Genomic DNA, 14,761 nt, shown 5'->3' with positions numbered 1-14,761 from the left:
ACGCAGCGGTGCAGCAGCTCGCCGCAAATTCTGCGGACGTGGCGGGCAACAACCTGATGGCGGACGGCGGGAGCTATGCGAGTGTGGTGGCAGCAGCGCAAGCCACGGCCGTGACGCCGAATCCTGCGGCATGCCCGCCGGCGACGCCCCCTGCAACAACACCCCCTGCAGTGACACCCCCTGCCGGACCAACCGATCCAGGAGGACCAGCCGTGGGAGACGGCGGCAACCACCTGGTGGCCGACCTGATAGCTCTTCTTCAGGGAGGCGGACCAAACAGCGTTTCGGCTGTGATTGCCGACCTTGCCGCAGTGGCCCAGGCCGCCGGCGCCCACAACAATGGCGTGGCAACATTGTTGAGCGACCTGCAGACCGCCGCTGCGCCGGCGGCCCCAACGGCCGCGGGCTCCGGTAGCGCATCGCCGGCGCCCGTCGCAATCGCCGATGCCGGTCCGACCGCCATCGACGCGCATCATTCGCTCGTCGGCGAAATGGGGCAGCACTTTCATCACATGTGGGGATAACGGCGGATCAGCACGACTTCGAGCGTCCCGTCGTAACGATGGGACGCTGGAGGTCGGTTGGATAGTTCATTCCGGCTTCCGGTCCTGCTGTCCGAACCACCACTATGTCGCGGCGGGGCAGCCGCAAAACAAGGGAAATTGTTCATTCGCCGGTTCGGCGAATCCTGAAGTGGGGACGGGTCCTTTGTGCAAAAGTTATAATGGCTTCCTGCGGCGTATTGCGCGGGCCACCATGCAAGGCCGTGCCGCCCGGTGCGGCGCTCCGTTGCATGGCCGATATGAAATTCAGGCGTATTTCGGGCATCACCTCAATGAGGTCGATTGCCGCCGCCCCGATGACGGAGCGCGCGCGTGAAACATCAAAAGACCGATTACGGAACGATCATCCTGCACTGGCTGCTTGTCGCCGCACTTGGTATCGCCTTTGTGACGGGACTGCGTATCGCGACCGAGGCACCTGGACGCAGCTGGATCAATCTTTTCGACGCCGTGCTGCCGCGCGAGAGTGTATGGATGGCGCACATGCAGGCGGCCGTAGCGCTGCTCGCGGTCTCGACCGCCTACGCGATCTACCTGATCAGGTCCGGCCTCGGGCGTCGCATCCGGCTGGACAAGATCCGCCTGCGAGGACTTTTCGGCCGACGGCAAGCAAGGCTCGGCACTTTCAACATCCTTCTATACTGGGTCTTCTTCATCACGATGCTCGCGCTGATCGCCAGCGGCGGCTTGTTGTATTTCGGTCTTCACGCCGGTCACGACATGGCGACGCTGCACTGGTACGGCACGTGGATGATATTGGCCTTTGCCGGCCTCCATATCCTGGCGCATTTCAGGATCGGCGGTGTCCCGCAGTTGCTTCGAATCTTACGTCCGACAGGCCTCCCGGCGCCGCCGCCGCGGCTCGACGCGATTGAGCTACTGAAGTTGCTGGCCGAGCAATCGGCGCGGTCGGGATCCTCCCAGGCACACGCAGAAACAGCGCCGCCGCCTCGGGAGGCCACGCCGGATCGAATGACCGTACGTCAATCGGTCCCGCCGGCGCCGCCGCAGACAAGAAGACAGGGCAGCGCCTCAAAACCGCGCAACGCGACGTTCCAATCCAACCCTTTCGTCGTCGCCGCGGCCGTCGCAATCACCAGCGCTTCAGTCATCGTTGCTGCCGACCGTTTGGCGGTGGACCGGTTGCTGGTTCACCGCATCAATAGCGCCGATGCGCCCACGCTCGACGGCGACACCTCCGATCGGGCGTGGCGCAACATCACGCCATTTTCCGTGATAACCAGCCAGGGAGACAATTTTGACGGCCAAGGCGAAACGAAAATAGAGATTCGCGCGGCGCACGACGGTACATGGGCGTACTTCCTGTTCGTATGGGAAGATCCCACGCGTTCCTTGAAGCACCTGCCGCTCGTCAAGGAAGCCGACGGATGGCACCTTCTTCACGACGGTTATGAAGCCGGAGACGAACACGATTACAATGAGGACAAGTTTTCGGTCCTGCTGACTACTTCAGACGTGATCCTCGCGGGTGACCGGACTTTTCATGCCAGCCCCCATCCCATTGCCGGCGCACCGCCTACCATGACCGGCCGCGGCCTCCACTTCACGGCGGAAGGTTATGCCGACGTCTGGCAATGGAAGGCGACAAGCGGCGGTCCGACCGGCTGGATGGACGACGATCACATTGGCCCACCGCTTGATCCAACGCCTATGCAGGCACGCAGTATCGTTCCGTATAAGGGCGGCTTCGCGCCGGATCCGGGAGATACCAACTACGCGGACAATTTCGTCATCGCCGCTGGCGGCACCAATCGGCCGGTCACACCGCGTCGATTGCCCCGGGACCTCGCGGCAACAGCCGCAGCGATGGGCAAAACCCATCTCGATCCAAATCATGGCGAGAGCGACGGCGCGCGCTGGTTCATGACGGAGACGGAATCGATACCGTATTCGGCCGAGCTTGATGCCCGCATCCCGGGGGGGACGGTAATTCCCGGCGTCATCGTTGCCGGCGAGTTCAGCGGCGATCGCGCGGATGTGCGATGCGCGGCCCGCTGGGCCTCCGGGCACTGGGCGCTGGAAGTGGCGCGCCGGCTTGATACCCACAGTCCTTACGATGTGCCGATCCAGACCGGGGTCTTCATGCGCGTCGCGGCCTTCGATCACAATCAGATCAGGCACACCCGGCACGTCCGGCCAATTCGTCTTGAGGTGGAATAATGCGCAAGATTTGCAAGGTGAAACTGAACAACGAGTTGTTCCTGGCGAATTGCGGCGACCTTGTGCTCGACTGGGCATTGATGAATGGCGTCGACCTGCCGCATGACTGTCGCTCCGGCATTTGCGGTGCCTGTCGTGTTCGTCTCGTTGAAGGCACGGTGTTTGGCGGTCACGAGCGGGGCGACGACATGATCCACGCCTGCCAGGCCCGGATCGTCTCCGATCTGGAAATTGTAACCGAAAAAGTCCCCGATCAGGTTGCCATGTCAGCTCGCGTGGCCAACATCGTTCGCCTGGCGCCTGACGTTTGCGGCGTGGACGTCGAACTGCCAAGACCGCTTCATTACCTGCCCGGTCAGTATTGCAAGGTGCAATTCCGCGGATACCCGGCGAGATCTTACAGCCCCACCTATCCGCTGGAGGGTCCTCCCGACGACCGTCTGCTGCACTTTCACATCCGAAGTTTGCCCGACGGGACTGTATCCTCGGCGCTAGGCCGGGACATCCGCATCGGGCACCGCGTGAGATTGACGGGGCCCTTCGGCAGCGCCTTTTTGAGGCCCAATCATTCCGGCAGCATTGTTCTTGTCGCCAGTGGCACCGGATTCGCGCCGCTGTGGTCGATTGCGGTCGCAGCGATTCTGGAGCGGCCTCAGCGGGAATTGATATTCGTGGTCGCAGCGCGCAAGCTTCAGTCGCTGTACATGCATGCCGCGCTGTGCCGCCTCGCGCTGTTTCCCAACGTCACGATCGTTCCGATCGTATCGGAACCGCAGAGCGTCTCGCATGCCATTCGCAGCGGGCGGCCGACCGACCATTTGCCGAATTTGTCGCCGAACGACGTCGTCTACACCTCGGGTGCGCCCGCAATGACCGAGCGCGTGGCGCGGATCGCCAGAGCTGCCGGCGCCAAGTGCTATACGGATCCCTTCATTTCGAATGCCAAGCCGGCCGAGCAAACTACCTTGATGGCGCGTTTGTCCGGCTGGCTCGACAGTCAGGCGCGTAGTCCCGCAATGTTGCGATCAGCGCCGACACAGGCCCACGCAAATGAGCACGCAGGCGCAATTCTCCTCAGTCGCGGCAACTTACTTCGTCGTTCCGTTGACCGCCCAGCGCCCCGGTCCCGTAACGAAGTACAAGAGGAAAATGAAGCAATAAAGAACCGCGGCGTCGCCGCCGTTGAGCAGCGGGAAGAAGCTTTTGGGGGCGTGCGCCATGAAGTAGGCGAAGGCCATGTCGCCCGCCAGGACGAAGGCGACGCACCGGGTGAAAAGACCGACCGTGAACAGCGCACCTCCGGCTACCTCGATCACGCCCTGGAACCAGATCAGCGACCACATGGCCGGCTGAGCCATCGCCGGGGTTGGAAATCCAAAAAGCTTGGAGGTGCCATGCTCGAGAAACAGGAGCCCGATGACGATGCGAACGATGCTGAGGGCTTCCGGCCAATACTTGCCGACGCGATCAAAAAACATTGATATCTCCATGGAAGGATAAAGAGGGCACGGCTTGCCCCCCATCGACCCAGCATATCCCGCGCATCGAGAGCTGTGCCAGCCGCCGCACCCCGCGCCGTGATGAGATTTATGACATCTTGGCCCGATGTCACGTCGTTGTGAAACAATGCCCGCGAGGCGGCCGATCAGGGGTGACCGATCTGCGGCTCGTTCAGGTCACGACGGAGCCAACCGACAATGTCGCGCCATGCGCCGTCAAGGACATTGCTGCCTAGGAACAGGCTCAAATGGCCGCCAGGCGCGGTCATTTTCACCAGCTGTTCGGCCGGCGTTCCGACCAAACGCGCCACCGCGAACAACTGATCCATCGAAACCACTTCGTCATGGCTGGCCGCCAGCAGACAAATGGGGGTGCGAACCTGCGCCAGGTCAATGCATTGTCCAAGGGCGACGAAGCGCCCTTGTGCGATCTGGTTTTGCTTGAAGAGCCAATTGACGACCTGAAGAAAGAAGCTTCCGGGCAAGTCGATCGTCTCGGCATACCATTGTCGAAAATGATCGATCAATTCGCGCCGCTGCGCGGGGTCGAAATCCGCGGGATTTTGCAAAGCCGCCTCCGCCCGATCCGAGAGGCCCCAGAGAACGAGCATTCGGTCGCCATGCACGATACCCTCTCCCGACCGCACCAATTCGTCGAACATGCCAAACGGCACATCGGAAACGAAATGAGACAATTGAGACTCGGCGGCCGCGATGTCGATCGGCGCCCCGACAAGGACCAGCCGTCGCACCTTTTTCGGAAATCGCGCCGCGTAGACCAGCGCCAGCCAGCCGCCCTGGCACAACCCGATCAGGTCGACGGGCGGTCCTAGTTCGTCAACCGCCACATTGAGATCCGCAAGATGGTTGTCGATGGTAAAGTAACGTGTTTCCGGCGTGGCGGATCGCCAGTCCGTGACAAACACGCGCGACAATCCGCTTTGGCACAGCGTCTCGACCACGCTATGGCGGGGTGCGAAATCGGCGACGGTCGCACCATGCAGCGCGTAGGGCGCACAAATGAGGGTTGCAGGCACATCGGTGCCGGTGGAAAAGTTCCGCAATCGCATCGAGGCCAGTTCGAGAGCAACGGTATTCGCGGTGGTCCAGGGGAACGATGAACCAGGCGAAACGCTTCGTTTCGCCGACGACATCAGACTTTCAAATAGCTGCAGGTTCGTCTGCCCGACCAGCGTCGCGGCCGCCAGCGGCCACGCGAAGAAAGCCTCCAGAATCGAGGCCGGACCCGGTGCAGCGGGCGCTGCGCCAGACTTTCGTTCTGGCTCGCTTGTCTCGTGCATCAATTTTACCGGCCGATCAGTTCACACCCCAAAGGGATATGTATCCGGGAGTCCCTTTACTTCAGCGGTATCAAGCGGAGTGACCGCGCTTGTATTGTCGAACCAGACATACTCGTCGAACTGCCGCGGCAGATTGGCCCGGAAGTAATGGCTCGCCATCTCGGTTTCGGGCCGGTAGATCACGCCGATCGCGCGCTCCAGACGTTCCTTGCCGAGACCGGCCGGACCGCATAAATCGCCGCCACCGCGCAGGCCCAGCATGAAGCGGGCATGCCCGGTCGCGTGACACAGCTGCTCGTAACTGTTGGGGAGCGACGGCCGCACGCTTTTGATTTCCATCGGACCATCCCACTCCGAGGCCGCCGCGACGGTGCCGCTGTGGGTGCCGAAGCCGACCAGATACGCCTTCTCGCCGAACTCCTTGCGGCAGAGCTGGCCGATATTGTACTCGCCGCGGGCGGCCATCTCGGTCGCCCCGGCGTTCCCGGCATGCGAGTTATGCGCCCAGACCACAGCCTTGCTGTCCGAACCATGAAACGCCAGCAGGTTCTTCAAGGTGTCAAACATATGACCGTCGCGCAGATTCCACGAGGCACGCGAACCGTAATACATGATCCGGTAATAGCGCTCCGCGTTGGCAACGAGACGCGCATTCTGCTCGGCGTCCAGAAAGCGCTCACCATCGTGCTCGGCGTAGACCCGGCGCTTTGCCAGTAGATCGGTCAACGCGCGCGCCACGTCGGTCTCGCAGGTCGGATAGGATCCGGTCAGCGCGGCATGACCGTAGGTCGCAGGATCGCGCTGCCACGGCGTCAGGCACCCATAGCGTTCGCGGGCAACCCTCGCCGATTCCGGGTCGACCTCGTCGAGATAGTTCAGGACCGATCGGATCGAGTCATAGAGGCTGTAAAGATCGAGCCCGTGAAACGCGACGCGCTCGTCGCGCTCGACCGTGCCGTTGTGCTTGCGCAGCCAGCTGACAAAATCCCGGACTTCGGTGTTTCGCCACATCCAGGTCGGAAACCGCGCAAACGCGGTCCATTCCGACGGCGGATACTGGAAATGCCGCACATAGTGATCGACGCGGGCGGCATCCGGCCAGTCCGCCTCGATCGCCACGAAACGAAAACCCTTCTCGATGATCAGCTCACGGGTGATACGTTCGCGCATCCTGTAGAATTCGCTGGTGCCGTGGGTAGCTTCGCCGAGCAGCACAATGCGCGCGGAGCCGATCCGCGCCATCAGCGGATTGAGATCGGCCTTTTCGATCGACGGAAAGGATTCGGCAGCGCCGGCGAGGTTTCGGACCAGTTTTTCCTCGTCCGAGGGCGCCGGCCGCGGCGCCCGGCGCACGGCAGGGCGGCTCTCGCCTTCGGCAAGCCAGCCCTCCTCGCCGATCAAGGGAACGAAGCGAACGTCCGCGATATCTTCGCTGCGATAGGTATCCCTGGAGATGCGGGTAACTCGCACCAGCTCCTGGGCACGCTGATCCTCGCCGACCGGAATCACCAGCCGGCCGCCGACCTTCAACTGCTCCTTGAGCGATCCCGGAATCTGCGGTCCACCGGCCGCGACGACGATGGCGTCATAGGGGGCATGTTCCGGCCACCCTTTCGTGCCGTCGCCATGCAGGACGTGAACATTGTCGCAACCGAGGTCGGCGAGCGTCGCAGCGGCCTTATCGGCAAGCTGCCCGAGACGCTCGACCGTATACACATCGGCCGCAATCTCCGACAGCACCGCGGCGGCATAGCCGGAGCCGGCGCCGATCTCGAGGACCTTCTCGCCGCCCCTGAGCAGCAGGGCTTCAATCATGAAGGCAACGATATAGGGCTGGGAAATCGTCTGCTCGCCGGCGATCGGGAGCGGCGAATCCTCATAGGCAAATTCGCGAAGGTTTTTTGGCAGGAACAGTTCGCGCGGCACCTTGCGCATGGCCTCGAGCACGAGCGCGTCCTGCACGCCGCGCGCGACGATGTTTCGCTCGACCATCTCGGCCCGAAGTGAAGCAAATGGCTTTGCTTCACCGGAACGGCCTTCTTTCGACGCCAGCAATCCCATAACGGCTGCTCCCGATGTCAGCTGTCTTCAAGCGTCTCCTGCAGAGGTTCGGCGCACTATTGACAGTGGTGCCGCCGACCGTCGAATCCCAGATATGTTCCGCTGATGGGATCGAAAGAGCGATAGCGTGAAAAGCAACAGGCCTCCCAACCCAGTCCGACAAATCCCGGGATACCCAATGAAGATTCACCAGATAATCATAGGGTTATTGCACGCTCATCGACTTGATCGACATCAACGATGTAGAGAAAAGGTAGAACTGGACCGGTTACCCCGATGCCTTCTCGCGCGCCGCGACCTGGCGCAGCGGCGCGAATTCCTCCACCGTCAGGGTTTCCCGGGCGATCAGGAGCGCAACGCCCGCGTCAAGATCGCTGCGGCGCTTTTCGAGAATTGCGCGTGCGCAAGCGCCGCCGGCTTCGATCAGATCGCGCACCGCCAGATCGATCTCGCGCCCGGTCGCCTCGGCCGCGCTGACGACCGTGTCCTGCATGGCCGGCAAGAACGTCTGCGGGCGCGGTGCATATGTCCGCTGCCCAATGGTGGCATCCATTCCATATTTCGTGACCATCTCGATGGCGATCTCGGTCGCCCGCTGCAGGTCATCGGCCGCTCCGGTCGAGACGTCGCCATCGAAAATGAGCTGTTCGGAGGCGCGACCTCCCATCAGCACCGCGATCCGGTTCTTGAGTTCGCTCGCCGCGAGCAGAAACCGGTCCTCGGTCGGACGCTGCATGGTGTAACCAAGCGCGCCGACGCCGCGGGGAATGATCGATACCTTCTGCACCGGGTCGACCCCGGGAAGGCTTGCCGCGACCAGCGCATGGCCCATCTCGTGATAGGCAACCCTGCGGCGTTCCGCCTTGCTGAGCACCCTGCTCTTCTTCTCGATGCCGGCGACGATCCGTTCGATCGCAACCGTGAAATCATCGAATGAAACCTCGGTGGCGTTACGCCGGGTCGCGGCGATGGCGGCCTCGTTGATCAGATTGGCAATGTCGGCGCCGGTGAAGCCGGTGGTGAGGGCGGCGACCTTGTCCAGATCGACATCCCCGCCGATCCTGATCTTGCGGACGTGCACCTTGAGGATCGCCACACGGCCGCTCTTGTCGGGCCGGTCCACCAGCACCTGCCGGTCGAACCGCCCTGCCCGCAACAGCGCCGGATCGAGAATCTCCGGCCGATTGGTGGCCGCCAGCAAGATGACGCCGGCACTGGGGTCAAACCCATCGAGCTCGGCGAGCAGCTGATTCAAGGTCTGCTCCTTCTCGTCATAGCCGCCGAACGCGCCGGGGGAGCGGCTGCGCCCGAGCGCATCGAGCTCATCGATGAAAATGATGCAGGGCGCGGCCTTGCGCGCCTGTTCGAACAGGTCGCGCACCCGCGCAGCTCCCACACCGACGAACATCTCGACGAATTCGGAGCCCGAGATGGAGAAGAAGGCGACGCCGGCTTCGCCGGCCACCGCGCGGGCGAGCAGCGTTTTGCCGGTGCCGGGCGGTCCGACCAGCAGGATTCCCTTGGGGACATGGGCCCCGAGGCGGCCGTAGCTCTTGGGATCCTTGAGAAAGGACACCACTTCCTGAAGCTCGAATTTTGCCTCTTCGACGCCGGCGACGTCGGCGAAGGTCACTTTCGTGTCCTTTTCGACATAGACCTTGGCGCGTGATTTTCCGATCGACATCAATCCGCCAAAACCCTGGCGATCCGCCAGCCGGCGGCCGAGAAAGACCCAGATCAGGTAGAACATGAACGCCGGCACCATCCATGACAGGATGGTCTGGAACAGCCCGCCGGAGGGAACGCCGGTCACGACGACGCCCTTGGCTGCCAGCTTTTCGGCGAGCTGCGCGTCGACGCGCGCGGTGACAAAGGCCGATTTTCCGTCCGGCAATTTGTCTTTCAGCTTGCCCTGGATGGTATCTTGACCGACGGCGACCTCGGTGACGTTGCCCTGCGCGACGAGTTGCTCGAATTGACTATAGGGGATGGTATCGACCGTGTTGTAGGCCACGAGCATCCATTGCAGCACCACCATGCCGATCCCGGCCGCAAGGATATAGCCGATGGCGACGGCCTGTTTTCGTGACGACGAGTCGGGCTCCATCCTGTTCTCCGGTCAAATCTCGCCCTCGGTCGGTGGGCGCAACTGCCAGATTTTTATAGCCGCGGCCGGTTCTCCGGGTTTGCTCTGGATCAATCGGCCCCGGCTGGCCTGGCTCACCATGGTAAACAGGAAGCCGGCCGTGAGCTGCGCCAGGACGCCGGATTGGCCGCCGGACTCTTGAAAACGGGGAGAATGTCGCGTGCCCTACGCATCGGTGAAAGATCTTCCGGCGCCCCTTCACGCTCACCTGCCCGCGCACGCGCAGGAAATCTATCGGAGCGCCTTCAACAACGCCTGGATCGAATATGGAGATCGCGGTTCAGCGCAACGCGAGCAGATCGCGCATCGCGTTGCCTGGGCAGCCGTCAAGCGCAAATACGCAAAGTCCGGCGATCAATGGATTTCGCGTGAAGCTGAGTAGTCGCGATCGATCCCGGGATCGACCGCCTTGGTCCACATCGCTGCACGTACCTGCCGGCCATCAGCCCTTCTTGACCAGCGGACAGCTTGAGTCCTTGAGCGAGCGAAACGCCTCGTCGCCGGGGATCACCGCGCGGAGCTTGTAGTAATCCCATTCGCCCTTCGATTCCTGGGGTTTCTTGACTTCATAGACGTACATGTCGTGCACCATGCGGCCGTCTTCGCGGATGCGGCCGTTCTTGGCGAAGAAGTCGTTGATCGGCATCTCCCGCATCTTGGCCATCACGGCCTTGGCGTCATCGGTTCCCGCCGCCTCGATCGCCCGGAGATAGTGCATGGTCGAGGAGTAATCGCCGGCATCGCCCATATGCGGTGGACGCTTCATCCGTTCGAAGAAGCGTTTTGAAAACGCCCGCGTTTCGTCGTCGCGGTCCCAGTAGAAGGCGTTGGTCAGGACCAGGCCCTGCGCGGTTTCAAGCCCGAGACTCTTGATGTCGGTGATCCAGACCAAGAGACCCGCGAGCGTCTGCCCGTTCTTCTGGATGCCGAACTCCTGCGCCGCTTTGACGGCATTGACGAAGACGGTGCCGGAACCCGCGAGCCCAACCACCTTGGCCTTGGAAGCCTGCGCCTGCAACAGGAACGACGATTGATCCGACGTCTCCACCGGATAGCGCGACGCGCCCAGCACCTGACCGCCCAGCGCCTTGATCACCGCCGACGTATCGGCTTCGAGCGCATGGCCGAACGCATAATCCGCCGTGAGGAAATACCAGCTCGTGCCACCGGCCTTCATCATCGCGGTGCCGGTGCCCTTGGCCAGCGAATAGGTGTCGTAGGCATAGTGGATGCTGTTCGGTGTGCAGCCGTCGCCGGTCAGACGAGAGGAACCCGACCCGTTGACGATGGCAATCCGATCCTTTTCCTTGGCCAGTTGCGTGACGCTGAGCGCGATCGAGGAATTGATCAGGTTCGCGATCATGTCGACCTTGTCGATGTCGAACCATTTGCGTGCAATGCCCGAGGCGATGTCGGGCTTGTTCTGATGATCCGCCACCACGAGTTCGATCGGCTTGCCGAGAACCTTGCCGCCGAAATCCTCGATCGCCATGCGCACGGCGGTGACCGCGCCTTCGCCGGATTCGTGGGAGAACTGGCCGGACATGTCGGTCAGCACGCCGATCTTCACGACATTGTCAGATACACCGTCGGCAAGGGCTGCAGCCGATCCAAGCCCGACCGTCACCGCCAGTGAAATTGCCAGCGCGGCTCGACAAACAGTAACCATGGCGTACCTCCTGAATGGCTCGGAACAAACGGGGCGGCCTTCCACCCTCTTTTTTATAACATGCATAACTAGACTTACTTTGCTTTGTAAGTCAATCGGGCTGGTGTAGGATGGTTCGAGCTGAGCTCTCCATACTGTGCCCGCGAAGGCCGAACCATGACGATTTCCTTGCGCCGCGGCGCATTGCGCGATCCTGCCAACCGAAGACGAACCTGATGGCGCGTGCGGCGACTGCCAAGATCAGTCCGGGGCCGGCAGCAGCGGCCGTCCAACCGCCAGGCACCGCAAACCCGGCCCGCGGCGAGCGAAACTGCTCCGTCGCCCGCACGCTCGACATCGTTTCCGACGCCTGGGCGTTTCTCATCATTCGCGAAGCCTTCTTCGGTACCCGCACCTTCGAGGCGTTTCGTTCGGCGCTCGACATTCCGCGCGCCACGCTGACCGACCGCCTGAGAAAGCTGACACGGCTGCAGATCTTCCGACAGGTCGCAGCCGAAACCGGACAACGCAAGGAATACCGGCTCACCAAAATGGGCTTTGACCTCTATCCGAGCTTCATCGCGCTGATGCAGTTTGGCGACCGCTGGCTTTCCGTCGGCAAGCGCCCGCCGCTGGTGCTGGTCCACCGCACCTGCGGTTGCGAAAGCCACCCCATTGTCGCCTGCTCCGAATGTCTGACCGAGCTCGAAGCGCGCGCAGTCCAGTATCGCGATGGACCAGGCTCAGGCCGCCGGCCGGCAAAGCCGGGCCGCAACACCAGGCGCGCCTCGGACGGCAGCAGCCGCTTCATGCTGGGACGCCCCAGCTCGGTCTCGCGTGCGCTGGAGATCATCGGCGACAAATGGAGTTTCATGGTGGTTCGCGAGGGCTTTTTCGGCAATCGCCGTTACGACCGGATCCAGTCGGAGCTCGGCATCGCCCCGAACATCCTGACCGACCGGTTGTCGCGCCTCGTCGCGCGCGGCATCTTCGACCGCCGTCTCTATCAGCAGGCGCCCGAGCGCTACGAGTACCGCTTGACCGACATGGGCCGCGATCTCTACGGGCCGTTCGCCACCATGCTGGCGTGGGGCGACCGCTGGCTCGCCAAGGCCAAGCCACCGTTGCTGCTGCGCCACATCAAGTGCGGCCACGATTTTCAGGCCTCGGTGATCTGCGACAAGTGCCGCAAGCCCGTGATCGCCGCCGACATGCAGTATCGCCTGAACTACGATCCCAGGGATTACAACGCGCTGGGTCCGCGGTCCATCAGCTAGTAACGAACCTTCCCCCAAGCGGGAAAAAGAGCGCTGCCGCAAGATCGAGCCTTCCATGATCGGGCTCCGATCATCATCATCATCATCTTTTCAGTTTTCAAACAGCCGCGTCATTCGCGAACACACCGAAACGTCTCGCGGTGCGATGCGCCCGAGCTTTGCCAGAACCTTCTGCCCGAAAAGGGCGTGGGGAATGCCGGGTGCCCGCTGCACCCATGGGCCCCGTGCAAAAAAAGCACGGGGGTAGGACCACAGGTACACCGGGAATCACCCGGCATTTCCGCACGCAATGGTTTTAACGGTTTCCTCCGCGCTCTCCCCGGGGACCGGGCTTTCTTGCCCCCGTCATCGGCACGATGCGAAAGCATCATCGCCAACTTGACGCCAGCGTCGGGGCGTCAGGACCACACGACTTCGCCGTCCGCGAAAGCTCATCCGCAAAAGCCGCCCGGCGGGTTTGCTATCTTTCCCGCCGAAGCTCCTGCGAAGGCCGGTCAGCGCGCCCGTCTCGCGCGCCGTCGCGTCCACCGCATCCCGTTCCAACGTCCGTGACGATCGCGAAACGCCCCTCTCAGTGGGACGGGATGGCGGCATATGGTTGTGATTTGGGGCAAGCGCGAAGCGAAATATTTTTGAGGGAGGGGACTGGACAGATAGCATCAGCCTGATCAGGCTATGGAAATTAGATTTTGCGCGCATGGCCAAAACCGTCATTGCGAATGAAGCGAAACAATCCATCGCGCCAGGAGAAGAAGGAATGGATTGCCTCGTCGCGGAGGCCGTCATCGGGCGCCTCAGTCGGCCGCCCCTTTTATCAATTGTTTCGCCGGACCGTGCTGACGATGTCCGCTGATCCGGGGCAGAGCGGAAGTGCCCTGGCCACGATCAGGACGACGCGAATGACCCGGAGCGAATATCGGCGAACTCTTCCACAATGCCTATTTGAACCGCTAAGATGACCCGCGGAATTTTTTTTGGGGGCAACCATGAAGCGGCGCGAGTTCATCGCAAGCTTGGCCACGATTCTTGCCGGTATGCTTTCCACTCGCGCGAGGGCGGCGGCTCCCTGGCGCATCGGTCAGGTATTTGGCGGATCTTCCGAGATCGTTTCCTCGTCGGGACTGGAGCAGGGGCTAGCCTCCCTTGGCTATGTCGATGGCAAGAACATCCGCTTGCAAACCCGATTTGTCGCCCCCCATCCGAACGAGATGAAAGACGCGATCCTGGCGCTACTTCCCGACATCGACCTGCTCGTGGTCTGGGGGACGATCGGCGGGGTCGCCGCCAAAGCTGCCGCGCCCAATATTCCGGTGGTTTTTATTTCGGTTGGCGCGCCGGTTGATATCGGCCTCGTCGAAAGTCTCGCACATCCCGGCGGCAATATGACCGGGACGACCTTTGAGGCAGCTTCGGAAACCTACGGAAAGCGGCTGCAACTGCTGAAGGAGATTCTGCCCGATCTTTCCCGCGTCGCCGTCATCGGCGCAAAGGGCGATCCGAACGTTCCATTTGCGATGATGTCGCTGGGCAAATCGGCGCCCTTGATGCGCATCTCGCTTACCTCGATCGAAGTTGGCTCCGCCGACGATTTGACACGCGCCTTTGAGCAGATGAAACGGGACCGGCTGGAAGGGGTGATCGCCGTCGCCGGAGCGTTTACCTACGCCAACAGCAAGGCGATCGCCGACCTCGCTCTGGCGAACGGTGTGCCGTCCTGTCACGGCTTCAAGGAGACCGTCGCCGCCGGTGGCCTGATCAGTCTCGGGCCGGATTTAATCGCGCTCGCCCGCCAGGGCGCCAGTTTGATCGACAAGATAATCCAGGGCGCTCGTCCGGCCGACCTGCCGGTCGAGCAGCCCACCCGATATGTCACGAGTATCAATCTCAAGACCGCCAAATCCCTCGGCCTCAACCTGTCGCCGGCACTGCTCGCAAGTGCCGACGAGGTGATTGAATGACGCCCCCCCGACTTCCGGTGTTGGCACAAATGCGAAGTGCGCGATGTCCGCTATTTGGTCGCTATGAGGGGAAAAGCGGACGTCGCGGACATCGCGTTTTTGTAGATGCGGACGTCATACGAGGCGG

General features: G+C 62.1%; 11 protein-coding genes and 2 pseudogenes. 7 read left to right on the top strand and 6 right to left on the bottom strand.

Annotated features, from left to right (window positions below):
* From E8A46_RS15775 to E8A46_RS15765, 3 genes and pseudogenes are all read left to right on the top strand, one after another.
* Nucleotides 1–524: pseudogene (locus E8A46_RS15775) on the top strand (hypothetical protein); the annotation flags it as partial.
* Nucleotides 525–875: 351 nt separating this feature from the next.
* Complete coding sequence (locus E8A46_RS15770; protein WP_291562370.1) at nucleotides 876–2,744, top strand: ethylbenzene dehydrogenase-related protein; 1,869 nt, start codon at nucleotides 876–878, stop codon at nucleotides 2,742–2,744.
* A pseudogene (locus E8A46_RS15765) lies at nucleotides 2,744–3,616 on the top strand (2Fe-2S iron-sulfur cluster-binding protein); the annotation flags it as partial. The gene E8A46_RS15770 and the pseudogene E8A46_RS15765, both read left to right, overlap by 1 nt.
* 216 nt (nucleotides 3,617–3,832) lie before the next feature.
* Here the strand turns inward: E8A46_RS15765 and E8A46_RS15760 are convergent.
* The 5 genes from E8A46_RS15760 to ftsH all read right to left on the bottom strand — a co-directional run bounded on the left by E8A46_RS15760 (nucleotide 3,833) and on the right by ftsH (nucleotide 9,712).
* Nucleotides 3,833–4,222, bottom strand: coding sequence for a DoxX family protein (locus tag E8A46_RS15760; protein WP_363251860.1), 390 nt, complete (start codon nucleotides 4,220–4,222; stop codon nucleotides 3,833–3,835).
* Between the two features lie 167 nt (nucleotides 4,223–4,389).
* A complete protein-coding gene (locus E8A46_RS15755) occupies nucleotides 4,390–5,544 on the bottom strand; it encodes an alpha/beta fold hydrolase (RefSeq protein WP_291562367.1) in 1,155 nt (384 codons plus the stop codon).
* Nucleotides 5,545–5,565: 21 nt separating this feature from the next.
* Nucleotides 5,566–7,605, bottom strand: coding sequence for a protein-L-isoaspartate(D-aspartate) O-methyltransferase (locus E8A46_RS15750; protein ID WP_291562363.1), 2,040 nt, complete (start codon nucleotides 7,603–7,605; stop codon nucleotides 5,566–5,568).
* A gap of 56 nt (nucleotides 7,606–7,661) precedes the next feature.
* Entirely contained in the window at nucleotides 7,662–7,784 is a 123-nt protein-coding gene (locus tag E8A46_RS15745) for a BA14K family protein (protein WP_291562359.1), read from the bottom strand.
* Nucleotides 7,785–7,873: 89 nt separating this feature from the next.
* Nucleotides 7,874–9,712, bottom strand: a complete 1,839-nt coding sequence (ftsH, locus tag E8A46_RS15740) for an ATP-dependent zinc metalloprotease FtsH (protein WP_291562356.1) — start codon at nucleotides 9,710–9,712, stop codon at nucleotides 7,874–7,876.
* Between the two features lie 199 nt (nucleotides 9,713–9,911).
* On the opposite strand from ftsH, the gene E8A46_RS15735 reads away from it, so the two are divergent.
* Complete coding sequence (locus E8A46_RS15735) at nucleotides 9,912–10,133, top strand: ChaB family protein (RefSeq protein ID WP_291562353.1); 222 nt, start codon at nucleotides 9,912–9,914, stop codon at nucleotides 10,131–10,133.
* 60 nt (nucleotides 10,134–10,193) lie between these two features.
* Here the strand turns inward: E8A46_RS15735 and E8A46_RS15730 are convergent, their stop codons facing one another.
* Nucleotides 10,194–11,420: an ABC transporter substrate-binding protein gene (locus E8A46_RS15730; protein WP_291562350.1), complete on the bottom strand. Its 1,227-nt coding sequence runs from the start codon at nucleotides 11,418–11,420 to the stop codon at nucleotides 10,194–10,196.
* A 215-nt stretch (nucleotides 11,421–11,635) separates the two neighbouring features.
* Between E8A46_RS15730 and E8A46_RS15725 the strand changes: the two genes are divergently transcribed.
* The 3 genes from E8A46_RS15725 to E8A46_RS15715 all read left to right on the top strand — a co-directional run bounded on the left by E8A46_RS15725 (nucleotide 11,636) and on the right by E8A46_RS15715 (nucleotide 14,634).
* The gene (locus E8A46_RS15725) at nucleotides 11,636–12,676 is read left to right on the top strand and encodes a helix-turn-helix domain-containing protein (protein WP_291562346.1); all 1,041 of its coding nucleotides are present in this window, start codon (nucleotides 11,636–11,638) and stop codon (nucleotides 12,674–12,676) included.
* A 697-nt stretch (nucleotides 12,677–13,373) separates the two neighbouring features.
* Nucleotides 13,374–13,529, top strand: coding sequence for a hypothetical protein (locus tag E8A46_RS15720; RefSeq protein WP_291562343.1), 156 nt, complete (start codon nucleotides 13,374–13,376; stop codon nucleotides 13,527–13,529).
* A 133-nt stretch (nucleotides 13,530–13,662) separates the two neighbouring features.
* Nucleotides 13,663–14,634, top strand: a complete 972-nt coding sequence (locus E8A46_RS15715; RefSeq protein ID WP_291562337.1) for an ABC transporter substrate-binding protein — start codon at nucleotides 13,663–13,665, stop codon at nucleotides 14,632–14,634.
* Nucleotides 14,635–14,761: the final 127 nt, after the last annotated feature.

Source organism: Bradyrhizobium sp. (assembly GCF_004799445.1).
Classification (GTDB): Bacteria; Pseudomonadota; Alphaproteobacteria; order Rhizobiales; family Xanthobacteraceae; genus Bradyrhizobium.
The sequence above is the reverse complement of the archived record's forward strand: the minus strand, read 5'-3'. Positions and strand labels throughout refer to the sequence as shown.

Bases quoted from the DNA above. Each gene is read 5' to 3' on its own strand.
- E8A46_RS15750 (WP_291562363.1), bottom strand. From the start codon at position 7,605: ATGGGATTGCTGGCGTCGAAAGAAGGCCGTTCCGGTGAAGCAAAGCCA.
- E8A46_RS15715 (WP_291562337.1), top strand. From the start codon at position 13,663: ATGAAGCGGCGCGAGTTCATCGCAAGCTTGGCCACGATTCTTGCCGGT.
- E8A46_RS15760 (WP_363251860.1), bottom strand. From the start codon at position 4,222: ATGTTTTTTGATCGCGTCGGCAAGTATTGGCCGGAAGCCCTCAGCATC.
- ftsH (WP_291562356.1), bottom strand. From the start codon at position 9,712: ATGGAGCCCGACTCGTCGTCACGAAAACAGGCCGTCGCCATCGGCTAT.
- E8A46_RS15730 (WP_291562350.1), bottom strand. From the start codon at position 11,420: ATGGTTACTGTTTGTCGAGCCGCGCTGGCAATTTCACTGGCGGTGACG.
- E8A46_RS15755 (WP_291562367.1), bottom strand. From the start codon at position 5,544: ATGCACGAGACAAGCGAGCCAGAACGAAAGTCTGGCGCAGCGCCCGCT.
- E8A46_RS15725 (WP_291562346.1), top strand. From the start codon at position 11,636: ATGGCGCGTGCGGCGACTGCCAAGATCAGTCCGGGGCCGGCAGCAGCG.
- E8A46_RS15720 (WP_291562343.1), top strand. From the start codon at position 13,374: ATGGCCAAAACCGTCATTGCGAATGAAGCGAAACAATCCATCGCGCCA.